Annotated in this window: 18 protein-coding genes; all 18 read right to left on the reverse strand. The window is 54.3% G+C overall.

The window, feature by feature from the left end; all coding sequences use genetic code 11:
* Window positions 1-5: 5 nt before the first annotated feature.
* The 18 genes from spoVAD to CBW46_RS03190 all read right to left on the reverse strand — a co-directional run bounded on the left by spoVAD (window position 6) and on the right by CBW46_RS03190 (window position 22,771).
* Complete coding sequence (spoVAD, locus tag CBW46_RS03105) at window positions 6-1,019, reverse strand: stage V sporulation protein AD (protein WP_089198533.1); 1,014 nt, start codon at window positions 1,017-1,019, stop codon at window positions 6-8.
* Window positions 1,020-1,023: 4 nt separating this feature from the next.
* Complete coding sequence (gene spoVAC / locus CBW46_RS03110) at window positions 1,024-1,503, reverse strand: stage V sporulation protein AC (RefSeq protein ID WP_089198534.1); 480 nt, start codon at window positions 1,501-1,503, stop codon at window positions 1,024-1,026.
* A 19-nt stretch (window positions 1,504-1,522) separates the two neighbouring features.
* The gene (locus tag CBW46_RS03115) at window positions 1,523-2,380 is read right to left on the reverse strand and encodes a DUF421 domain-containing protein (protein ID WP_341538160.1); all 858 of its coding nucleotides are present in this window, start codon (window positions 2,378-2,380) and stop codon (window positions 1,523-1,525) included.
* Window positions 2,381-3,133: 753 nt separating this feature from the next.
* Complete coding sequence (locus CBW46_RS03120; RefSeq protein ID WP_089198535.1) at window positions 3,134-5,581, reverse strand: RCC1 domain-containing protein; 2,448 nt, start codon at window positions 5,579-5,581, stop codon at window positions 3,134-3,136.
* Between the two features lie 21 nt (window positions 5,582-5,602).
* On the reverse strand, window positions 5,603-8,767 hold the full coding sequence (locus CBW46_RS03125) for an efflux RND transporter permease subunit (protein WP_089198536.1): 3,165 nt from the start codon (window positions 8,765-8,767) through the stop codon (window positions 5,603-5,605).
* On the reverse strand, window positions 8,764-10,791 hold the full coding sequence (locus CBW46_RS03130) for an efflux RND transporter periplasmic adaptor subunit (protein ID WP_089198537.1): 2,028 nt from the start codon (window positions 10,789-10,791) through the stop codon (window positions 8,764-8,766). The genes CBW46_RS03125 and CBW46_RS03130 overlap by 4 nt, the downstream gene beginning before the upstream one ends.
* Before the next feature lie 340 nt (window positions 10,792-11,131).
* Window positions 11,132-11,629, reverse strand: coding sequence for a L,D-transpeptidase (locus CBW46_RS03135; RefSeq protein ID WP_089198538.1), 498 nt, complete (start codon window positions 11,627-11,629; stop codon window positions 11,132-11,134).
* A gap of 152 nt (window positions 11,630-11,781) precedes the next feature.
* The gene (locus CBW46_RS03140) at window positions 11,782-12,468 is read right to left on the reverse strand and encodes an SDR family NAD(P)-dependent oxidoreductase (protein ID WP_089198539.1); all 687 of its coding nucleotides are present in this window, start codon (window positions 12,466-12,468) and stop codon (window positions 11,782-11,784) included.
* A 134-nt stretch (window positions 12,469-12,602) separates the two neighbouring features.
* Window positions 12,603-12,815 (reverse strand): hypothetical protein, encoded by a 213-nt coding sequence (locus CBW46_RS03145; protein WP_089198540.1) that lies wholly within the window; start codon window positions 12,813-12,815, stop codon window positions 12,603-12,605.
* Window positions 12,816-13,051: 236 nt separating this feature from the next.
* Complete coding sequence (locus CBW46_RS03150; RefSeq protein ID WP_165842179.1) at window positions 13,052-14,263, reverse strand: Gfo/Idh/MocA family protein; 1,212 nt, start codon at window positions 14,261-14,263, stop codon at window positions 13,052-13,054.
* Between the two features lie 32 nt (window positions 14,264-14,295).
* On the reverse strand, window positions 14,296-15,108 hold the full coding sequence (locus CBW46_RS03155) for an AraC family transcriptional regulator (RefSeq protein WP_089198542.1): 813 nt from the start codon (window positions 15,106-15,108) through the stop codon (window positions 14,296-14,298).
* 155 nt (window positions 15,109-15,263) lie between these two features.
* Window positions 15,264-16,085 carry a sugar phosphate isomerase/epimerase family protein gene (locus CBW46_RS03160; RefSeq protein WP_089198543.1) on the reverse strand — a complete coding sequence of 274 codons (822 nt, stop codon included), beginning with the start codon at window positions 16,083-16,085 and terminating at the stop codon, window positions 15,264-15,266.
* Between the two features lie 111 nt (window positions 16,086-16,196).
* Window positions 16,197-17,360, reverse strand: a complete 1,164-nt coding sequence (locus CBW46_RS03165) for a dihydrodipicolinate synthase family protein (protein ID WP_089198544.1) — start codon at window positions 17,358-17,360, stop codon at window positions 16,197-16,199.
* A 13-nt stretch (window positions 17,361-17,373) separates the two neighbouring features.
* Window positions 17,374-18,525: a Gfo/Idh/MocA family protein gene (locus CBW46_RS03170; protein ID WP_089198545.1), complete on the reverse strand. Its 1,152-nt coding sequence runs from the start codon at window positions 18,523-18,525 to the stop codon at window positions 17,374-17,376.
* Window positions 18,526-18,746: 221 nt separating this feature from the next.
* Complete coding sequence (locus tag CBW46_RS03175; protein ID WP_133253922.1) at window positions 18,747-19,976, reverse strand: MFS transporter; 1,230 nt, start codon at window positions 19,974-19,976, stop codon at window positions 18,747-18,749.
* Between the two features lie 287 nt (window positions 19,977-20,263).
* Window positions 20,264-20,953 carry a TerC family protein gene (locus CBW46_RS03180; RefSeq protein ID WP_089198547.1) on the reverse strand — a complete coding sequence of 230 codons (690 nt, stop codon included), beginning with the start codon at window positions 20,951-20,953 and terminating at the stop codon, window positions 20,264-20,266.
* Between the two features lie 150 nt (window positions 20,954-21,103).
* Entirely contained in the window at window positions 21,104-21,964 is an 861-nt protein-coding gene (locus tag CBW46_RS03185) for an alpha/beta hydrolase (protein ID WP_243633139.1), read from the reverse strand.
* A gap of 123 nt (window positions 21,965-22,087) precedes the next feature.
* The gene (locus CBW46_RS03190; RefSeq protein WP_089198548.1) at window positions 22,088-22,771 is read right to left on the reverse strand and encodes a DUF421 domain-containing protein; all 684 of its coding nucleotides are present in this window, start codon (window positions 22,769-22,771) and stop codon (window positions 22,088-22,090) included.
* Window positions 22,772-22,929 lie beyond the last annotated feature (158 nt).

Consider the following 22,929-nt stretch of genomic DNA (forward strand, 5'->3'; position numbering starts at 1 on the left):
ACCATCTAGCTTACCCCGCTTTCTATTGCAACTGCATGGGCGATGCATGGGATGCTCTCTCCCTGCTGATATGTCAAAGGTGAAAGAAGTGCTCCCGTACCGACTATGAGAACCTTGTTTAATTCACCCTTCTTTATTCTGCGCATGATATGACCGTATGTGACCACCGCGGAGCAGGCACAGCCACTGGCGCCCGACGCCACAGGCTGTTTGTCCCTGTCGTAAATCATCAGACCGCAATCAGAATACGTCGTTTGCTCTATCGGCACTTTATTCTGCGCCAGGAGTTCTTTTGCTATATCTACGCCCACTTTGGACAGATCTCCGGTGAGGATTAGATCGTAATAGCCCGGCTCCCGTTGGAAGTCCCTGAAATGTGCCTGCATTGTATCCACCGCAGCGGGAGCCATTGCGGCACCCATGTTGAACGGGTCTTTCAAGCCCATATCCGTGACGCGACCTATTGTGGCTCCCGTCACCACAGGACCTTCACCGGAGTTGGCCACCACAGCAGCACCTGCCCCTGTTACAGTATATTGCGCCGAAGGCGGCTTCTGCGCGCCATATTCGGTCGGATAGCGGTACTGTTTTTCGGATGAGGAGTTGTGGCTGCACGTGCCTGCCATCGCACGGTTAGCGTTGCCGGCGTCAATCATCATCGCCGCGATGGCAAGACTCTCCATAGCGGTAGAGCAGGCGCCGAACACGCCGAGATACGGAATCGCCAACGTGCGTAAGGCAAACGTATTGCTTATGATCTGATTCATCAAGTCCCCGCCGATGTAAAAGTCGATGTCCTCCTTCGTTAGACCGGCTTTTCTAATGGCCATTTCCGCGGCTTCTTCCATGAGACGGCGTTCGGATTTCTCCCAGGTGTCCTCTTTAATTTTCGTATCGCCGTGCACTAGGTCGAAATCGTTGACCAACGGCCCTTTGCCTTCTTCCGGACCCACCACCGTGCCCGTGGATATAATTACCGGCTTGCTGGGAAACGCCCAGCTTTGATGACCTTGCAGCATCGTGCTAGCCTCCTCTCACGGCATCTACAATTACATGCGCGAGTGCTACGAAAAATGCCGCCACGGTGCCGAACACAATCACCGAACCAGCCAATTTAAACATCATTGAGCCCACTCCAAGTACGAGGCCCTCGCTGCGGTATTCAAGTGCGGCGGAACACATGGAGTTGGCGAACCCTGTCACCGGCACGGCAGTGCCGGCCCCCGCCCATTGGGCGATCTTATCGTACACACCTATGGAAGTGAGTACCACGGCAATGAACACCATTACCGCTACGGTTGGGCTGGCTGCTTTGACCTCCGTGAATCCGTAATAGCGAACGAAAAATTCCGTTATAGCTTGACCGATCGTGCAAATCAAGCCGCCGACTAAGAACGCGATGATGCAGTTTCTCACAAGCGGTCGGCGGGGCTCGTTTTTCTTGGCAAGAGCTTGATATTGCTGCTGAGCGGGTGTCAATTTTTGCTTGGCCTTTGTCGCCATTTTTGTGATCTTCCTTCCCTTATTGTTTTAAGAACGGTGTCAGCTTTTGCACTTGTTTTTCCAGAAGCTCCGCGTTCCGTTGATACATTGCGGCTGCCCCCCGATGGCGGGTGGATAGCCCGAATATCGTCATATCCGCTTCGCACTTTTTTAATGTTGCCAAAAGCAGCTTTTTCTCGTCGCTCACTGGCACTGTTATTTTGTCATCGTACAGGTCGACATGAAGTTGTCCCGCGGCATCAACTTGACCGATGAACACATTGTCGTGGGTAACGCCTATTTTCTCCAACTCGGCGTTTAACCATGCGCGTGAGTGCCCGAGCTCGGCCAGCCGCTCGTCCAGCACTTTGCCGTCGACAATCACTTCGTGCGTTTGACGTGAGGCGGGAACCTTCATGCCAAGATGTTTGGGCGTCAGCGGTTGATTTTCACTCTTTAGCAGAACGTTCAGATCGCCGCTCGCCTCTAATATGGCAAATTCCACATCGGCCAGATTAAACACGTTCTTTTTACGCAGCTCTTCCATGAGCTCATGCGAGTTATATCGTTCCTTCTGCAAATTGGCCTCCAGCACTTTGCCGTCCCGGATAACCACGCTGCCCGTTCCATCCAGCCATCGGCGCAGCTTGATGTTTCTAAGCGTTACATACTCCATCGCCAGCGGCACCGTAAACCAGACCAACAGTGCCACCACCCCATACATGTAGGGGGCCTCCACATCCGTGGAAATAAAGCCGGCCAGCTCCCCCAGCGTGATGCCAGTTATGTATTCGAAAAATGTGAGCTGTGAAATTTGCTTTTTGCCGAGTATGCGGGTGAGTATGAACAACATGAAAACAGCGCTCAGTGATCTGATGACTATCTCTACCCAGCCCAACCTGATTCACTCCTCCCAGCCATTTTGACGCAACGTTTAAATTATTTGCCAAAGCAGCCGCAGTTATAAAATGTGAAGAAAGCAAGTTTTACCAAACGTGATTGCTCTGCTCACCGCTCGCGAGACTTGGCCCGCAGAACTTCGTTCATCCAAAAAAAAACCTTGCCGCAGCCGATTGACATTCGTCTGCACAAGGCTAAAAGGTCCGGATAGTTCGTATAACGCTCACAGGCACAAAACCAGCAATACAATCAATAAGATGAAAAGCACAAGCGCGGTTATAGCCCATGTCCACTTATCCATACAAAGTCGCTCCCATCTGCGTGGTTAGTATGACGTGCACTATGTTATGCGTGCAGGTTGGTCCTGGTATGTGCGGCTGCCTGCGGAAATTGAATACCAAGGAAACGATTTCGCTGCGCGTGCGCACGATGTCTGCAGTCAGCCGCCCCGCGGAAGCTGTTCTCCGTGGTTCTGGTACGGGTGTGCATCGGCCAGCCCAGTGTAACAAAGAAAAAACGCCGCCTGCGCGAGCAGACGACGTGTTTGTATGATCCAGTGGCGGCCCCTGGGAAGCCCTTTGTGCTTCCGTCCTAATAAGCGTACGGCAGTGTGCCGCCACTGTTTGACGTTAGCCAGCGCTCGATAACAGTACGGCCCGGCGCTCGGCTGGCTGTATGTTCGGGGGCAAAATCACCGCTGCCAAGCCCCCTGCACGGATGCCCTTTCCGCTCGACTATTTGCAGCGCAAATTCATCCGTCACGGCAACTGCCTGCCATGTTTGTCTCCAACCAGCGGCCGACCGTGTGGCCGAACGAGCGCGCCCATCCGGTCACAGCTGCCGGAACGGCACGGTTCTTGAAATTGCCGTCACCGAGCTGGCCGGCCATATTTGCGCCCCATGTCCATACGGTGCCGTCCGCCGAAACGGCGGCGGAGTGGCCGCCCCCGGCGGCGATGAACGACACGAAGTGGACGGCTTGTGCCCAAACCGGTCTCCGGCGGTTCGTCGTGCTGGCATCGCCGAGCTGCCCATAGGCGTTGTACCCCCATGCCCATACCGTGCCGTCCGATGTGACTGCCAACGAGTGATAACTCCCAGCCGCTATCGCGGTGGCGTCTTGGATGTCCAGCACTTTGACCGGCTCCAGTCGATTCGACGTGGAATCGTTACCCAACTGCCCGAAAGCATTGTAGCCCCAAGCCAACACGGCGCCATCTGCGGTGAGCGCGAGCGAATGATTTTTGCCGGCGGCAATAGCCTTTACCGTACCTGTTCCTGTCAGCTGAATCACTTCGCGCCGCATTGCAGTAGTGCCGTCCCCAAGCTGGCCGTTGGTATTATCACCCCACGACCAGACGCTGCCGTCAGCAGCCAAGGCGAGCGCATGGTTATAGCCTGCGGCGATGGCTGTAATACGGCTTAAGCCGGGAATCTGCACTGGAATGTTGCTGGAGGTTGACGTTCGGTCGGCAAATTGTCCGAACGAATTGTCCCCGACAGCCCATACCGTACCGTCTTTTCTCAAGGCGATGGTAAACAGGCTGCCGCCGGCAATATCGGTCACATCGGTGAGCAGCGGTGCCGCACCCGGCAGATTTCTGTCCGACGCAGTGGTGTCCCCTAACTGTCCGCGCAAATTATAGCCCCAGCTCCAAACCGTGCCGTCAGCTTTCAGCACCACGGCGTGAGAGGTACCGGCTGTGACAGAGGCAACTTCATCCAGCCCACTGACAGCCGCCGGTGTATTTTTCACGCTGCCCGTACCAAGGCCAAGCTGCCCAAACACGTTCTCTCCCCACGACCACAGTTTGTTATTTTTCCAAAGCAGATTGAAGGCTTCTCCGGACGCGAGCGGATTGCTCCGCAGAACGGTTGTGAAGCTTCCACCGCCGACGACCGGGTCCGGGGGTGTCACAAGCATCTTAAATCTCGGCACAATGACCGGCAGTATCCGATTGGTGGCGGAACCGTCCCCCAACTGCCCGAGGACGCTGTTACCCCAAGTCCACAAGGTGCCATCCGCAGTAATTGCCATAGAATGAAAATGACCGGTACCGATCAATGCGACGTCGCGTATTCCCTCAATTCGGGTGTTCACGGTGCTGTTGTCGTAATGGCTTAAGCCCAGCTGGCCATAATTGTTTAACCCCCAGGAGACCAAGGTGCGGTCTTTCAGTATGACGATCGCATGGGAGTGTCCCAGTACGATATTCTCTGCATCCACCACGCCCACGGCTTGCGCAGGAATCGGGCGGTCGGTCTCATTTCCGTTCGCGAGCTGGCCCGAGCTGTTATACCCCCACGTCCACACAGTGCCGTCCTCTTTGATAACGGCCGAAAAGTTGCTGCCGGCGGCAATGACCTTAGTATTGTAGGTGTAGTCAATCAGTGTCGGATAACTGGTCTGGCTTTCGGTGACAGGCTCGCCAAGCTGGCCGTAGGTGTTGTCTCCCCAGGCCAAAACGTAATTGTCCTCGTTGATGGCGAGCACATGATTGCCGCCCGACGCGATAGCCTTCACCCCCGTAGGATAGTCCAATTGCACGGGCTTGAGCTTATCCAAGTGAGCTTTGTCGCCCAGCTGTCCCTTAGCATTGTCGCCCCAGGTTACGAGCGTACCGTCGCGCTTGAGGGCAACCGAATGATTATTGCCTGCTGCGATAGCTGCAACGTTGCTCAGCTGCTCTATTTGGAAGGGAGTGCCGCGAGCCTCGGTGGTCCCGTCGCCCAGCTGGCCTTCGTTATTTTGCCCCCATGCCCAAACCGTGCCGTCTTTGCGAAGGGCGAGAGTGTGGTTCATGCCGGCAGCTACCGCTGTTATGTCGAACAGCTCTTTGACTTGCGTGGGAGCGTAACGGTACACATTAGGGTCTGTGCCCAGCTTCCCGTGCAAGCCGTCGCCCCATGTCCACACCGTGCCGTCGTTTTTCACCGCTACCGTGTGGCCTAACCCTCCCGTCACTTGCGCGTATCCCAACGCCGCTTTGAACGCACCTGTTGAGGCACCGGAAGCGGCCGACTCGGTGTCGGCGGTTTCCTGAGCCGCGGAGGCCGGCACAAGGCTGGCCGCGGCCGCGCGGTCTGCAATGGGAAGTATCAGCAAGAAAAGTACCACTGCGACAAGTGCCGCGCCGCCCCGACGGTAAACCTGCTGCCACTTTTTACTATTGTTGTGCTGAAAACAAGTGCCAACCATGCTAATACATCCCCGCCTTCGTCATTTATTGATGCTTTGCTGCCGTGCTCCATGGTTCCGCGGCAGGGCCGGCGGCGTGTGACGCCTCCATTTGCTTCGCAGTGTATCCTTCCATCCGTCCATTAACGTATACACGACAGGGACGAGCACCAACGTAATCAGCGTGGAAGTGGTCAATCCGAATGCCACCACGGTCGCCATTGACGCTTGCGCCGCCGCACCTTCGCCAAAACCTACCACCAAAGGTATCATTGCGAGCACGGTGGTCCCTGTCGTCATGAGAATCGGCCGCAAACGCACCCTTCCAGCCTCCATTAACGCATCATGCAAACTGCAGCCCTTTGTTCGCAATTGATTTGTGTAATCGATGAGTACAATTGCGTTGTTCACGACGATACCGACCAGCATGATCATCCCCATGATAGAGTTCATATTGATGGTGCGATTCGTCAGGTACAGTCCCAGAATCGCCCCGATAAAGGTTGGAGGCAGGGAGAACATGATGATAAACGGCCCGTATAACGATTCGAATTGGCTCGCCATAACCATATACACGAGGACTACCGACAAACCTAGCATAAGGTACAAGCTGTTGAATGTGTCGTTGGAGCTGTTCTGCGACCCCAGCGTAATGGCATAGCCATCGGGCGGTTGGATCGTTGCGAGCCGATCCTCCACCAGCTTCGACACGTCGCCCGCGGGGGCTCCGGATACGGCTGCCTGCACGGTAGCCACGCGTTCCTGATCGATATGACGAATCTGGGCGGGGCCAAAGCCCGGCTCAACCTTCGCCACTGCGTACAGCGGAATCTGAGCGCCTGAGTTTGATGTGATAACTATTTGATTCAAGTTTTCCAGATTATTGGTAAATTCCGACGGATACTTCACCAGGACCGATATCTGCGTGTCGCCCGTCTTAAAGTTAGTCGCCACGGAGCCTTGATACGCGGTGCGCAGGGAGGTCATGATTTCTCGCACGGAAATGCCGTAGTATGCCGCAGCTTCACGATCGATCGTCATATCAAATTGCGGAATGCTGCGCTCCAGCGTGTTCTGTACGTTTCTTAGCGACGGAATCGCGCGCAGTTCTTCTGCTACCATGTCACCCAGCTTTCTCAACACCGACATATCCGGTCCGCTCAGGTTTACCTGAATATCGCCGCCTCCTCCTCCCCCGCCGCCCAAACCCGGCATGCGAATGGATGAACGGCTGTTAACGGAAATTTGCGCTCCCGGATTGCCGTTGGTCATGGTGCGAATCTGTTCCACGATCTGCTCTGTCTTCAGTTCCCTTTGTCCGAGCGGCTTCAACATAACGGAAATGCTGGCCGAGTTTGTCGCCGCGCTTTGATAAGCTCCTCCGCCCCCGCCGCCTACTGTTGTGAAAATGGACTCAATGTCCGGCATATCCTTAATCAAGCCTTCCACTTTAGACGCTAGCGCGTTGGTGTTTTCAAATTTGGTTCCCTGCGCCAAGCTGATATTTATGTTGATTTGGCCTTCATCTGTTCTGGGAGTTATCTCGGTGCCCACCGAGCCCGCCAAAAATACACTGCCAACCAGCAGTGCAGCCGTGATCGCAACCACGGTCGCCCGGTGCGCGAGCGACCACCTGAGGATAGCGCCGTACCTGTTGGTCATACGCTGCATGCCCCTGCCGAACCAGACTGCAGGGTTGTAGGACTTACCTGTGGGCAGTGCCTCTTGGTGCCCTTTTTTCAGCAGCTTGGCTGCTAACATGGGAACGAGCGTGATCGCTGCGAATAAGGCGGCGACATGTGAAAAGCTGACGGTAAGCGCCATGGGCACAAAGAAGTTTTTAATTAAGCCGTCGATAAATAGCGTCGGGGCAAAAACGGCGATCTGCGCTAATGCCGACGCCAATACCGCCGTGCCCACCTCTGCTGTCCCCTGTTTGGCCGCTTCTACAGGGGACAGGCCCTCCTCTTTTTTCCTATAAATGCTTTCCAGAACAACAACGGCAAAATCGACTAGTGAGCCCAAGCCCAACGCTAGTCCGCCGAGCGTGATCGTATTCATGGTTTGATCCGAGAAGAACATCATACTGAATGTGCTGACCACTGAAATCGGGATGACCACGCCTATGATCAATGTGGCTCGCACGCTGTTCAAGAACAGCATGAGAATGATGACGGAAAATATGGCGCCAAGCAGAGTGTGCTCGATCACTGTGTGGATAGAGCCTTTGATATATTTCGATGTATCGTTCAATATGTCCATCTTCACGCCATCCGGAAAATCTTTTTGTATATCGTCCATCATTGTCCGAATGCTGTCCGCCACCGCAACCGTATTGCCATCGGACTGCTTCTGCACTGAAATGCCTACGCTCTGCTCGCCATTGCGTCTGGATTCAAATGTCACATCCTGATAGGTATCGATGATTTTCCCTAATTCACCAATGGGTATGGTTTGCCCGCGGGCCAGATTGACTCTCACCTGCGCAATCTCAGCAGTCGATTTAAACTCTCCCTTGATACTTAACGGTACGAGCTGATTGCCTTTATATACAAGACCGGCATCCATCGACTGGTTGTCATTGCTTAACGCTGACGTCACCTGATTAGACGTGAGTCCGTATTGAGTGAGCTTATTCTGGTCCAACAGCAGCTGAATCTGCCGTACACGGCCGCCGGTGACATTGACGGAAGCGACCCCGTTAGCGCGCTGGACCGCCGGGCTGACCACGTTGTCCGCGAGATCCCGCAGAGCCGTCAGCTCCACATCAGTGCCATACAGCGCTAAGCTCATGATCGGCTGGCTGTTAGGATCCGCGCGTGACACAACAGGAGCCTCCGCATCATCCGGAAGCTGCCGGCTGACCCGATCTAGCCGGTCCCGCATTGTAAGCGTAGCCTCGCTGATATCCGTACCGAAATTGAACTGTACGGTGACATTGCTCGAACCCGTTCGGGAGTTCGATGTCACGGACGAGACATTGGCTATGGTAGCCATCGACGCCTCCACCCGCTTGGTCACCTGATTTTCAACCTGCTCTGGGGAGGCGCCCGGCCAACTGACACTGACGTTCGCCGTTGGAATTTCCATGTTCGGATACAGGTCCACCGGAAGCAAAGGAGCTGCAATGGAACCGAGGATCACCAAACCGATCATCAGCATAAATATTGTGATCGGGCGGTTCACTGAAAAATTGGCGAAATTCACCAGCCTCCACCTGCTCTCGGTGACTCACTCACGGCCCCGCTGCCTGAGGCACCCGGCCTGTCCGCCGGCGCTCCGTCATCTTTCGCCTTTCGAGGCCGAAGCTCGCCCTGTGGCTGTTCGCCCGGTCTGTTATTTGCCGCGGGCGCGCCTTGGCCGGGAGCCTCGCGGTCCTGGGGTTTGCGCCCGTTCTGCGGTGTCTCCTGCCCCGGCTGAACCACCTGCACGGCTGCTTTATCCGACAACAGCTCCTGGCCTGCTACGACGAGCTCGTCACCTTCGGACAAGCCGCTCGTGATCTCAAACAGGGAGCTTGTCAACGTACCGACCTTGACCGCGACCCTTTTAGCCCGGCCGTCTTGTACAACAAACACAGCGTTGCCGCTGGGCTGGCTCAGGACAGCGTCAGCGGGGACCATAATGGCCGTGCGGCCTTCGGCTTTCAAGCTACAGGTGGCAAACATACCCGGCAGTAGTTCCTTCTGCTCGTCGTTCACTGTAATGTCAACGCCGTAGGCCTTGGTCACTTCATCCATAGTGGGACGGATTGCCGACACAACACCATCGAACGTCTTGTCCAAAGTCGGAACGTTAACCTTCATCTCCATTCCGATTTTGATTTTCCCGATATTCGCCTCCGATATGTTGACCGTTGCCTGGGTTCGCTCTAATGCCGCCACTGACAAAATATTAGACTGCGCGCCGGCGTTCTGCCCGACAGGTGTGTTAATCGAAGTGACAACGCCATCGACGGGGGACGACAGTACGCCATGCTGCAGATCCTCGACGAGCAATCGCAAATTCGTTTGTGCCTGATTGAACTGAGCGGTGCTAACGGCCACCGCGTCAGTCGATTTCGCCGCCACCAGAGCTTGCTCCTGCTGCTCAAGCTGCGCTGTAGAAACGTTCATGCTGAGCTGCCGGTTCGTTTCCGCGTTTGCCAGCGCCAGCTCATCTTTGGACAGCGTCTGCCGGCTCGTCTCAAGCGTGGCGAGGAGCGTGTTCTGCGCATTAGCCAATGTGGTCGTGTCGCGGTTCAGCTGCTCCTGCGCAATCTGGACGGATTGCGAGTTTTGTGCCGCTGTGAGATCGCTCTCTGCTTTCAACAATGCACCGGTCGCCGACGTCAGGGCGCTTGGCGTGGTCTGCTGAACTTGATCCAGTTCCAACTGGGCCTGCTGCAGACGTTGTTGGGCCGCATCTTTGTCCGCTGAGCTGCCGTTCTCGCGTGCGTTCGCATAGTTGATAATGGCCTGCTGGAGCTCGAGCCGCAATGATTCGATGGCATTGCTGGAGTTAGCCTCCGACGTTTGCAGTGCATCCTGTTGTATGTTCAGTGCGTTCTGCGCGTTACTCAAATTAATCGTATATGTATTCAGTGCGTTGTTCAGGTTTTGCTGCGAGATTGCGACGGATTGTTTCGCGGAAGCGATAGCATTTTGCTGATCAGTGACCGCTTTATTGTAATTCGCTTGCGAGATAGCCAGCTGTTGTTTGGCCGCCTCTACGGAGTTCTGCTGCTCGGCAATGGCCTTATCCAGGTTAGCCCGCTGTGTCGCCAGCTGTTTTTCGGCGTTAGCGACGCTGTTGGCCTGTTCATTGGTTGTCCGCTGCAGCTGCGCCGCACTAACGGCCAAAGCGCTCTCGGATTGGGCAACCTGCTGTTCGAGTTCACTGGTGTCTATTTTCGCCAGCGGCTGACCCGTCGTCACCCTGTCTCCGGGCTTCACCATCAGCTCCATCACCCGGCCCGCCACCCGAGATGAAACGTTGGTTGCGTACGGCGGTGTGATCGCGCCGGTGAACACCTGGCCGCCGCCCACCTCCTGCAGTTTAACGATCTGAGTCTCCACAGGAAACTGCCTCGCGGCACCCGCCCCCTGCCGCCCGGTTCCGCCCGGCTGCGCTGCTCCCCCCTCGCCGCCTGACCCGGTGAGCAAAGTCGTGCCGAGCACAGAGACCAGTGCACACACTGCGACAGCCGTAATTATCCATTTCTTAGATACATTTTGGATCCACCTGATCATTCCATACCTCCATCTAGTACTCAGTCCGGTCCGGACAATCAATCGCCAATGCGCAAGCGGTACACTGAACTTAGCGCACAGTGATGATAAAACTGTGATAAAAATGTAAAAAAAGTGTGAAAACCACTTGTGAAATGGTTCTTAGGCATCAAATATTTTTAGAAGCAGACACAAAAAGGACTCCTTCCGGGAGTCCTGAGTAGGCGAGTCAAAGTGCAGCATGGGCAATTTTTGCAAACTAGCGTATACGGCCGCATTCAACCACCTGATGCTTGGTTCGCAGCCGGATCATGGCAAAGGGTTACCCCCCTTCGGATGCTCGCGTGCCCCCGCTAACCGGTCACTTGTCTTTTATGATGACCTTGGTGCCGAGCGGGATGTGCCGGTATAGCCATTCAACGTCCCTATTGTGCATGCGCACACAGCCGGAAGACGCGTGGCTGCCGATTGAGTAGGGCCTGTTTGTGCCGTGAATGCCGTAGGTATAGCCGCCCGTACCTGGGACACTGAGGCCGATCCACCTGGTGCCCAACGGATTTTTCGGATGCCCGCCGGGAATTTGCTTGCGTATATACCATGGCTTTACTATTTTTGCAATCACATGAAACTCGCCCACCGGCGTCAGCTCCACCCGGCGCCCGGTCGCAACCCTAAAACCGTATACCGGCACGCCGTTCGCGAACACGGTAAGTCGATTCGCCGTTTTGTTAATTTCTATGTACACTCCTTCTTCCTGCACCGCCTCGAGCGGCACTGGAGCGATGCTGGCAAGCGTCTGACTGCTGCCGGATAGACATAGTGCCACGCTGAGAACAAAGGTAATAAATATTGCACGCATAATTTTTATCTCATCCTTGTCGAGTTAATGGCAGCATTAGTGTTTGCATACACGCCTGTTCTATGTGCGGAGTACTCCGTATTAAATGAAAAAGCATAAGCGTCAAGAGAGCGTGCGATCCCCTGCAGCTTATGCCTTTGCCTCGTACCGGTCTAAATCGTGTCGCCAAAATGTATTAATTGTCCCGTGATCCCTGGCCGAGCCAGGGCCGCCAGCTGCACTATATCAGGCGCCACTAAATCCGGATCCGTCCCTGTCGCGTGCATCTCCGTTTTGATCGTGCCTGGGTCGAACATGCTTGCAAGGATCTGAGAATGGCTCTCTTCCTCGGCCACGGTGCGCGTGAGCGCCTCCAATCCCGCTTTGCTCACACCGTATGCCGCAAACCCTCCGGCACCATTCACGGCCAAGCCTGAAGTGATGTTGATAATCCGTCCATACCGCTGCGACCTCATGTGAGGCAGCACCTCTCTCGTCAGTAAAAACGCGCCCGTCAAGTTGTTCGCCAGCTGATAATTCCAGGATTCCAGCGTTGTATCTATCACGCCACCCGTCTCCAGCACCGCTGCGTTGTTCACCAAGATATCGATTTTCCCATGCAGCTCAATCGCCTGCTTCACCAACGCTTGCACCTGTGCCTCCTGTGAGACATCGGCCACAACGGCCTCCGCTGTGCCGCCGTTTCGGACAATGCCGCCGGCAACAGCATCAATTTTGTCTTTTCTGCGCCCCGCTAGAACAACGGCTGCTCCATCGTTCGCCATCGCTCTGGCAATGGCTTTGCCTAAACCCGTCCCGGCGCCTGTTATAATCGCTGTTTTGTCCGATAAAACGCCCATAGTCGACCCCCCCCGTTTCCGTTTGCCCCCATCATAACAGATACGGCAGCGCTCGGGAACGTGTGCAGTTATCAGACTTTTTTATGACGGATACTGCTGCTGCCAATGCAAACCACATCTGCTCCTGCGGCGTATTATCTGCCTTTTTCCTCGGTTCTCTTGCGTTCATGATAAATCACCAAGGCGAGCAGCCCGACCCCACAGCCTATCGTTCCAAGAAATCCAAATGTTTGCAGTCCGTTCGCCAACATCTGTTCGCGTTCAAACACATTCCCATACACCATACAACCAAGAGAAATTAAGAACAGAATGAACAGCACGACCATAGGCATTTTCATACTTTGCATGATTTCTTCACCTCCTATGAATTCTTAATACATTCCGCTGATTAAGAAACAACTTCCATTTGAGGTGAGTGCATGATCGAGTTTACTCGTGGAGCTCCTCATCCTGCCCGGTCCGACTGCCACAGCGTGAGCTGCTGTCACAGAAAAAAAACGAACCACAGGCAAGCTGCCCGCAGTCCGTCCTTCGCTTGAATTATACCACCGTGCATATTACACAGGGTGGCCTTCGTTGGTGCTCATCCCTTGAAAACCCGATAGCCCGCGAGGTCTACGGCTTTCGCCTCAGCAGCCCATTTCGCGCCCGCTTGCGCAGGCAGCTGCCATTTGTCATAACATAGCCAGAGCGTTTCCTCCAGACTCTCTACCCAGATCGCATCGGTGTCCTCGTCGTGGTGAACCAGATGCGGTTCAAATCCAGGCACCTCCGGTATGGCATCCATCACTGCGTTAACACAGAGCAGCTGCGGATAAGCCGCTTCAAGTCCGCAAGGAATTTCATCCGCCCCGGTTGCCGCCGCCGCAATGCACGTGCGCAGTTTGTCCGCTAGAGCCGAAGTGTTGGTGCTCGGGTACACCTTTTCCGTGCCGTCATGGAACACTGCAGTGATTTTGTTGTCGTCTTTGCCTTCATAGAACGTAATGACTGCCTTCTCGAACTCCAACGTGAAAACCGGGCCGGCATTGCCGAGAATCGTGTGCGACGCGTAGAAAAAGATATCAACGCCCTGATCCGTGTTCACTTTCAACGCGCATGTATCAAAGGTTTCGATGTCGTTGGCACGATACAGTTCTGCAGTCACTTCGACCGGCTTGGCGCTTTCATTAGGCCTTGGACCGATGAGATAAAACATGTTATGCAGAAAATGCGACGTAGCATTGTGCACCACGCTGTCCAAAATCCACTCGCCGTTAGCGCCTTTTTTGCGGCCCTTCCAGCCGCTGCCGAAATAATCGAGACCTCGCCTCCAAAGCACGAGCGTTTTCATCCGCTTCGGTCTGCCGAACAGCCCGGCTGCGATATGACGTTTCAGCTCCTGGATCTGGGCGTTGAACGACAGATTGTAGCCGACGGCAACGAACTTGCCGGTTTTCTTTTGCATCTCCATCATTTTTTGCGCGTCTTGCACCGTGGCTGCTATGGGTTTTTCGCACAGAACATGGCTGCCTTGGGAAAGAGCCAAACATACCTGCTCGCTGTGATACTGTATCGGGGTGGAAATGATCGCAAGGTCCGCACGAGAGGATTCATAAAAACTAGCCATATCCGTATAAAAAGGTATGCTTCGGTCTTTCAATTCCTGAACATAGCTGCATCGCTCAGGATTGATATCGACCACGCCGGCAATCTCGAATGTACTTCTATCCTGATGATACAGCAGCTCTTCCACGTATTTGTTCCCGTAGCCGCCAATACCAACCAGCAAAACGGAAATCTTGTTACCGCTCATTTCAGTCACCACCTCCATGACGATGTGTCGGGTCAGCCTTTACTCTGCTGCCGGAACATGTTAGGGGACATTTTCACAATATTTTTGAATGCCCGGTAAAATGTAGGCAGCGTCTCATAGCCGACTTCGAAGCAGACGGACGCGATGTCCTTATCCGTTTCCGCCAGCAGCTTTTTCGCTAACCCGATCCTAACCTCGGTCAAATATTGAATCGGTGTGATACGGTAATGTTCTTTGAAAATATTATTGACGTGTCTTGCGCCCATGCCCAGTCTGGCAGCGATATCCCCGGCAGTGAGCGGCGCGAAAAAATGTGTGTCAATGTAACTGCGTATGCGCTCGGCCCGGAGGCTGTTCGAATCCGTTATCGTGGCTGATTGACTCGTTCGTGCCAAGACGAGCAAAATTTCAAGGATATAGATCTGCTGAGCCCATCTGCCCAACGCATCCGGATGGGTTTGCTCGAACAGCATTTTTCGCAGAAGCTGCCTTAGGTCTGCGGCCGCAAACGGGCTGAGCTGCAAGAAAGCGGACGTCGGAAAGCTCGTGTGAAGCAGACCTGAGCGGGCGAACGAGTCGATCGCCGTGTCTTCAAAGGCGAGGACCAGTAATGTCAGCTTCGACTCCGAAAAAACGGAGTGATTCGAATGCGGTACGATTAACGCGGCTGTGTCCTGCTTGAACTCGTATTGCCTGCCGTCCAGCGTGATGCTGCCTTCGCCTTCCAGAGCATACAGAATCTGATGAATGGCATGATGATGGTCATCGATTATATCACCATCGAGATGCTTGCTCTCGTACAGATGTACGCCATGAAATAGCGAGTCCACTGTGTGCAATTTCATAAAAGGCCCCCAAATTGCCCGGAAATAACGGTTTTAAACCCATCTTACCGCTTTGGGAACCGGCTCGGCAAGCTATTTTGCCGACTGTATCCGACGTCATTGCAATGGTCCCGGATGCGGTCGGCTGCTGTTTTCTTCTTGTGGCCTGGCTCTTCTCACACGTGCTCGAGATAGCGCTCTTTCATCAGCGCGAGCACTTCGTCGCCCGGCGCATCCCATACGGCACGGTTAAATATTTCAACCTCAATCGGGCCGTTGTATCCTGCCGCTTCAACCGCTTCACGTATCCGGCGGATCTCTATCACCCCGTCGCCCATCATGCCGCGGCCCAGCACCATATCCGGCGTAGGCACGATCCAGTCCGACACGTGGAAACCCAGGATACGTTCGCCGGCACGGGCGATTTGACTGTATAGCTCGGGATCCCACCATACATGAAACACATCAACCACCACTCCTACATCCTGTGCTGCGAACTGTTCGGCCAGCGTGTTGGCCTGCCCCAATGTGACGACCACCGACCTTTCGGCCGCCTGCATCGGATGGAGCGGCTCAATGCCGAGCCTCACACCGTGTTCGCGAGCGAACGGCACCAGCTGATCGATGCCTTCCGCCACCCAGCCTCGTGCTCTGTCAATATCGCGATCCGGGGACGGTCCGCAGACGAGCACCAGCACCTGCGCGCCCAGCTCGGCAGCTTCTTCCACAGCACGACGGTTGTCGTCGATCCGCGCCTGCCGTTCCGCCGCAGTGGCCGCGGGAAACATACCGCCGCGGCATAGGCTCGACACTTGCAGGCCCGCGTCTTGGATCATCCGTCTGCTCTCGCTTAGTCCTGCTTCGGCAACCTTGTTCCGCCAAGGGGCGATCCAAGGCACACCTGCGCGCACACAGCCTTCCACCGCCTCGCGCAAACTCCACCGCTCCGTCGTAATCTGGTTCAGACTTAGACGGTCAAATGACCCAAGCCTTGCCATTTTTTTACCCCCTCTATGCGAATTGAATCAATATTCGCTCACTGCACACAACTTCGTACGGACTCCATGACTCCGCATTGAGTTGTCGCTCACCGTTCGTAAGCATCAGTGTTACCTCACTCCTGCCAGCTTCAGTACCAACTGCATACGCTCCACAGCCAGATCCGGATTGGTCAGTAAGCCCGCTTGGTCGGCCATGACGAACAGATCCGCCAAATGCACCGCCGAGCGTGCCCCTTCTGCGCCGCCGATCATACGGAAGTGGCTCTGATGTCCGTTTAGGTAGGCCATGAACACGATACCCGTTTTATACGCGTAAGTCGGCGTCTGGAAAATGTGCCGGGATAACGGAACCGTTTTGTCTAGGATTTCATGGAAGCGGTTTGTATCTCCCTCATCCAGCGCGTGAAGGCCCGCGGCGGCGGCCGGGGCTATCGCGTCGAAGATACCTAGCAAAGCATGACTGTAGCCCTGCTCATCGCCGCGGATCAACTCCGGATAGTTAAAATCATCGCCGGTGTACATTTTTACGCCTTCCGGCAGCAGACGGCGCATCTTGATTTCCTTGCTTGCGTCTAACAGTGAAATTTTGATGCCGTCTACTTTGGCAGCGCTTGCACGGATAATCCGCAAGCAAACCTCCATCGCAGCGTCCGGATCCCGATGTCCCCAATATCCGGCTAACGCGGGATCGAACATGTCCCCAAGCCAGTGTAAAATGACCGGCTGTGACACCTGGCTTAACATTTTTCCGTACACCCGCTCATAATCTTCCGGGCTCCTGGCGCACGCAGCCAGTGCACGGCTGGCCATCAGAATGATCCGCCCACCCTCGCCTTCGATAAAGGAACACTGCTCCTCGTAAGCGGCTTCAACCTGCTCGAGCGTCACGCTGCTGCCCGGAGCGAGATGGTCGGTGCCGGCGCCGGACGCCATATTGCCTCCGACGGACCGCGCCTCCACGATGGAGTGTCTGATCAGCTCTTTGGAGCTTTCCCAGTTGAGGCCCATCCCGCGCTGAGCCGTATCCATCGCTTCCGCAACGGATAGACCGAGAGACCACAGATAGTGGCGGTATTCCATCGTCGCTTTAAAGTCGATTTTCGAGTGCTGCAGAGGATCGCTGTCAGCGAATGGATCGGCCACTACGTGTGCGGCGGAAAATGCGATACGGCTTTTCAGCGGCCCCTTCGGAATCTCAAACGCTTGATTGCGTCCGGGCTCGTACGAATAAAGAGCGCCTCCGGCGCGCGGCAGTTGGATAGATTGAGCCACAATGATCTCCTCCTTACAATGTTAATTCCGGCACATCGACCCAGCGGCGTTCTTTCCAAGATTGCAGTCCGAGCTCCGACAACTGCGTGCCCTTGGCACCTTCAAGCAAATCCCACGGGAACGGTGTGTCGATCACCACATGCTTCAGGAACAGTTCCCACTGAATTTTGAAGCCGTTATCGAACACTTGGTTGTCCGGGACATTTTCCCATTGCTCAAGAAAGTTGAAGGGGTTTGGAATATCCGGATTCCATACCGGCTTCGGCGTGTTCACTCTATGCTGCGTCTTGCAGTCGCGAAGTCCGGCCACGGCACTGCCTTCCGTACCGTCCACGTGAATCGTTACCAAATCATCTCTGTTGACGCGTACCGCCCAAGACGAATTCACTTGTGCGATAATACCGCCCTCAATTTCGAAAGTCGCGTATGCCGCATCATCGGCTGTGCAATCGTAAGTATTGCCCTGCTCGTCGACACGCTGTGGAATGTGAGTTACGCCCAAGCAGGAGACGGATTTGACATCGCCGAACAAGTTGTCCAAAACATAACGCCAGTGCGCGAACATATCTACGATAATACCGCCGCCGTCCTCTTTGCGATAGTTCCACGAAGGACGCTGGCCCGGCTGCCAATCCCCCTCGAACACCCAGTAGCCGAACTCCATGCGGACTGCTAAAATACGGCCGAAGAAGCCGGAATCGACCAACCGTTTCAATTTGATAAGTCCGGGCAAGAACAATTTGTCCTGCACGACTCCGTTTTTGATGCCTTTGTCCCGCGCCAGCTTTGCCAGCTCTAACGACTCAGCCAAACTGCCCGCTGTCGGCTTTTCGCAATAGATATGCTTGCCGGCGGCGATGGCTTTTCGAACACCCGCAGCACGAAGCACAGTGGTCTGGGAATCGAAGTATATCTGGTTGTGGGCATCAGCTAATGCCTCATCTAGGTTGGTACTCCAGCGCCCAATACCATTAGCCTCGGCCAAAGCCTTTAGCTTACTCTCTTGGCGGCCGACCAGAATCGGGTCCGGCATAATGACGTCCCCATTAGGAAGCGCCACGCCTCCCTGCTTGCGGATAGCTGCAATGGAACGGATTAAGTGCTGATTTGTTCCCATCCTGCCTGTGACGCCATTCATGATAATGCCGACATTAATAGTTGCCATCGTTGTTACTCCTTTCGATTGTGCAATTGAGAAAATTGTCTCATTTACCCACATTGTAAACAGCGAGCCGCATAGTCGTCTTATAAATATCAGAAGTGAGTTATCAATTTTGGAACCGTTCGTTTGTTCAGCATGAATAAAAAAACCTCCCGATTGGGGAGGCATCCTGAGGGATCATCTGGAGCCAGCGAGCCCGCTACGGCTCGGACGCCACTCCTCAATCATTGCGCCACGCTGTTGGTCTCAGCCTGGGCGGCTGTGGATGCGGCGTAACGTTTCACATACCAGCTGAAAGCTAGCATTGCCACAGCGCAGAGGCCAGCGCACACGGCGAAGCCCGAGCCGATACCGAATACACTGGCGTAAGCGCCGCCTGCCAAGCCTCCAAAAATTCGGCTGATGCCGAGCGTCATGATGGAGTTCATCATCTGGCCGCTCGCCTTTAATTCCTTGCGCACGTGCCGATTGACGTACTCGGCCAGGCACAGGTAGAACAAAATAAACGTACCGCCGTGCAGTGCCCACGATAGAATCACGGTGAACTCCGTCACCGTGACAGCGTAGAGCAGCCATCGAAGCAGATGAATCAAGCCGGAGAACAGCAAAATTTTATATACTCCAAAACGCGCATACAGCCGGTCAAAAAAGATCATAAACGGAAACTGGCTGATGGACCCGATCATGACGCCGATGCCAAGCAAGCTGGTGCTGATGCCCTGCTCCTGGCAGTACACTGCATGGTAAGTGAAGAAGAAGCCGATGGTCGATTCAATGATGAATGTGTATATGTATATCACGGTCAAGGCTCTACTGTTGAATAGTTCCTTCAAGCGTACCTTCTGTTTCCTCTGGTGTCCCTCCACTCGCGGAATCGTACAGGCGCACACGAAGGCCAGCAGCATCATCGCTGAAAACAGAGGGAACATATAATTGATGTCACGGTCAAGTATCCAACCGGCGATAGCCGACATCCCTGCGAAGCCGACGGAACCGTAGGTGCGCACGCGTGAAAAATTAAACTGCGATTTGCCTGCGAGCTCCAGCGTTATCGTGTCGCTGAGCGGATTGACCACACACTGGAACACATAAAACAAAGCAGTCGATGCGAGCAGCAGCCAAAAATGCTCGCCGGAAGCCGGCATAAGCCAGATGGAGGCAGAAGTAAGCAGCAAGCTGAGCAGGAGCACGCTATTCTTCGATTTCGCCCGATCGGCGGCCAACCCCCACAACGGCTGTACGCATAGCGCGGTGATTAATCCTACCGAGGTAAGCAGACCGATAGTAAACGTATCCAAATTGATCTTGCTGTAATACAAGCCAATGTACGATGAGAACGCTCCATTGCCCATGAAAACAAGCGCGTAATAAATGCAAACGTATACATATGCAGCCGAGGCCGATTTGAACATGCCCGAATTCCCGCTTTCGGAAAAATAAATGTGTGCTGCCACGTTGCAAAAACCTTCCTTTGCTATGGTACTACATGACGCTGCGATTTGTCCCGCGTTTTTTCTCTTAACACTCACCCGATGAACTAACCCAAAGCTGATTTCCCGCAACCGTTGTCGCTCCTACTCTGTTGCACTGGTCCCTCCAGTGATTTCGCACGCAGCAGCGAAACCAAAAGGCAGGCTGCCTGCGCAGCTTGCCTTCTCTTCGGGATTTTGCGCAATATCTTTTCTCGGAAATTTTGGACGGACCTGCATCAGCAGGCCGACAAGCTGAATGATATATATTTTTACTGAGCCTGCTGCTGCTTTTTCTTTCTGCCCGCACGTTTTTTTTGCATCCACCCTGCGAGCAGTACGCCGCCGATCAGCACGAGAATAACACCCCATCGGATAAATGGATGTTCCACGAAAAATTCCTCAACCAGTGGTTCTTCGACGATCATTTTGCCTGCCGTCCACGCCAGCACACCGGATCCCACGAAAATAATGATCGGGAAGCGGTCCACCCAGCGCAGAATAATCGTGCTGCCCCACACAACGATAGGCACACTAATGATTAAGCCTAACACCACCATTAGAAAATTTCCATGTGCAGCTCCTGCCACAGCGAGAACGTTGTCCAATCCCATTGCCGTGTCCGCCACAATGATCGTCCAAATCGCCGCATACACGTTCGCAGCTGTCTTTACCTCGTGTTCCTTCTCCTCCGCTAGGAGCTTGTACGCGATCCAAATAAGCAACAGACCCCCGAGGATGAGGAGGCCCGGTATTCTGAGTAACCAGACTACCACCAGCGTTAAAATTGAGCGAATGACGATCGCGCCGAGCGTGCCCCAAAAAATGACCCTCTTTTGTTGGGCCTTCGGCAGATTTCGTGCGGCTAAACCAATGACGATGGCGTTGTCGCCGGCTAAAACCAAATCAATCACCACGATTGAGAATAACGTTGACCAAAATTCGGGTGTGAATAAATCCATCCGCTTCACTCCTTTATTCGAATCTTGGTATATTGTTCCCAATATTCCTTAAATGAATCTGCCCGTCGCAGAAATCTGTGTGAAGGCAAAAAAATAATCCCTGGCCGGAGTCGGCCAAAGATCTCGTTATTACACAACTAAAACATAGCTCTACATATGGCGAGATAAAAATTTCAGCGTGCAGTTCACCGCCTGTTCCAGCTGTAGTGTGGTCGCATCGAATGGATGTGCCGCCCCGAACGTATGTGTACCGCCTTCGATGGTCACGGTCTCATGCTGCGGCGCCGCCGCACTGAGCTGCCTGAAGCTTGCTTTCAAACGCGGAGCATCCTGGTCCCCCTGCACTTGAAGCACAGGTATGCGGAGCTCGGTCAAGCGTCGCACAATATCATACCGCTCCCGGTTTTGCTCCAAATCTTCATAGAATGCTGCGCTAATGGGCATATTCTGTTTGGTACGGGCGTTCGGCACATAAGCGACTCCCCGCTCCGCGACCTGCGCTCGGAACGCTTCGTCGAACAAATCCGCCCGGGCAATCCCGTTCCAGGTCACCACTCCGGCGATTTGCGGGTGCTCCGCGGCGAAAATGATACTGTTACCTCCGCCCCGGCTGTGTCCCAACAAGTAGACTCTGCCGGCATCCGCGCGTTCTGCAGCCGGCAGCGAGCGGTCATTGATCGCTTGCAGCACCAATGCCAGGTCCTGCTGCTCCCGCGAGTAGGTATTGTGAGCGAATCGATCCAATTCATCGAAATCCTCTACCCTAACCCCGTTACACGAAAAATTGAACGTAACCGCGTAAAAGCCCTGCTCGGCGAACCGCTCCGCCATGTATGGGAAGAATCCCCAATCCTTAAATCCCTTAAAGCCATGTACGAAAATAAGCACCGGCCGGGCCTCGACAGGTTCGGACGCATACCGGACGTCACCCCGGATGTACAACGGCTCACCGGTGCCGAGCTGCCCGGCGTCGAGCACAAACGTTTGGCTGGATATCGATGCGCTGCTCAATCAAAACACTCCCTTTTGAGTTGAAATGCAATGTCAAAAGCTCAGTGCGGACACGGTTATAATAGCATACAAAGTTGGTGCGGAATAGAGAAACACTGCCTGGTTTTGCCACATTGCGCGAACCTACCGCTCATGCCTCAGCTGCATGAACAAGCCCTTGCTGTCCGTCCATTCCGCATACACGACCTCCTCGCTGCTCCGCGCCCCTGCCTCGCGCAGCTCGCTCAACAGCCAATCCTCAGACCGGCCGATGTCTGTCAGCCGTTGATGTATGAGCCTGCCGTTTTCAATGAGGACGACGGGAAGCTCGTCCGGTTCGGCCGCCAGGGCCAGATCGCGGCGAGTGACACTCTCATCCGACGACTTCTTTTTCACACTGATGTTTCCGTTCGTCTCGAATACGGCGAATGCCACTTCACGCACACTGAAAATATTTTGTTCCCGCAGCAGCGTATGCAGCTGTTCGAAATCAAGATGATTTCGTTTCATCGCCTTTACATCTATATTCCCATTAACAATGATCAAGTCCGCAGAGCCGTTCAAAAACTTTGACAGCCCCGGTATCAGCTGCACCAGTTTTTCCAGCAAAAGCGAGAGCCCCGCCCATACGATCAATGCGTACAGCAGCTGTGTTAAAGAGACCTCTTTATCATAGAGTGTTTCGCCTACGATTTCACTCAGCATCAAGGAGGAAACGAAGTCAAAAGCGGTCAGCTGGGAAATTTCCTTTTTCCCCAGTACCCTCGTGATCAACCATAAACCCAGCATTGCGGTGACCAGCTTCACCGTAATGTAATAATAGTCCATGTGACCCCTCCTCCAAAATGTTGATTTTTTTTACCCTGCCGAGATTCCGGTGAAACCGGTATAGATTGGTAGTGCGGTAGTGCAATCCTGAAGTAAATTTTACTTCCGCGGTGGGGATGAAGCTGTGCCCATACCCGTGATTATTTAACAATTAGTTC

This window comes from Paenibacillus xerothermodurans, assembly GCF_002220865.2.
Lineage (GTDB): Bacteria > Bacillota > Bacilli > Paenibacillales > NBRC-103111 > Paenibacillus_S > Paenibacillus_S xerothermodurans.

Excerpts from the sequence above, each read along its gene's own strand:
- CBW46_RS03140 (WP_089198539.1), bottom strand. The coding sequence starts at position 12,468 with ATGGGCGTTTTATCGGACAAAACAGCGATTATAACAGGCGCCGGGACG.
- CBW46_RS03150 (WP_165842179.1), bottom strand. The coding sequence starts at position 14,263 with ATGAGCGGTAACAAGATTTCCGTTTTGCTGGTTGGTATTGGCGGCTAC.
- CBW46_RS03180 (WP_089198547.1), bottom strand. The coding sequence starts at position 20,953 with ATGGATTTATTCACACCCGAATTTTGGTCAACGTTATTCTCAATCGTG.
- CBW46_RS03160 (WP_089198543.1), bottom strand. The coding sequence starts at position 16,085 with ATGGCAAGGCTTGGGTCATTTGACCGTCTAAGTCTGAACCAGATTACG.
- spoVAC (WP_089198534.1), bottom strand. The coding sequence starts at position 1,503 with ATGGCGACAAAGGCCAAGCAAAAATTGACACCCGCTCAGCAGCAATAT.
- CBW46_RS03120 (WP_089198535.1), bottom strand. The coding sequence starts at position 5,581 with ATGGTTGGCACTTGTTTTCAGCACAACAATAGTAAAAAGTGGCAGCAG.
- spoVAD (WP_089198533.1), bottom strand. The coding sequence starts at position 1,019 with ATGCTGCAAGGTCATCAAAGCTGGGCGTTTCCCAGCAAGCCGGTAATT.
- CBW46_RS03170 (WP_089198545.1), bottom strand. The coding sequence starts at position 18,525 with ATGGCAACTATTAATGTCGGCATTATCATGAATGGCGTCACAGGCAGG.
- CBW46_RS03145 (WP_089198540.1), bottom strand. The coding sequence starts at position 12,815 with ATGCAAAGTATGAAAATGCCTATGGTCGTGCTGTTCATTCTGTTCTTA.
- CBW46_RS03190 (WP_089198548.1), bottom strand. The coding sequence starts at position 22,771 with ATGGACTATTATTACATTACGGTGAAGCTGGTCACCGCAATGCTGGGT.
- CBW46_RS03135 (WP_089198538.1), bottom strand. The coding sequence starts at position 11,629 with ATGCGTGCAATATTTATTACCTTTGTTCTCAGCGTGGCACTATGTCTA.
- CBW46_RS03155 (WP_089198542.1), bottom strand. The coding sequence starts at position 15,108 with ATGAAATTGCACACAGTGGACTCGCTATTTCATGGCGTACATCTGTAC.
- CBW46_RS03130 (WP_089198537.1), bottom strand. The coding sequence starts at position 10,791 with ATGATCAGGTGGATCCAAAATGTATCTAAGAAATGGATAATTACGGCT.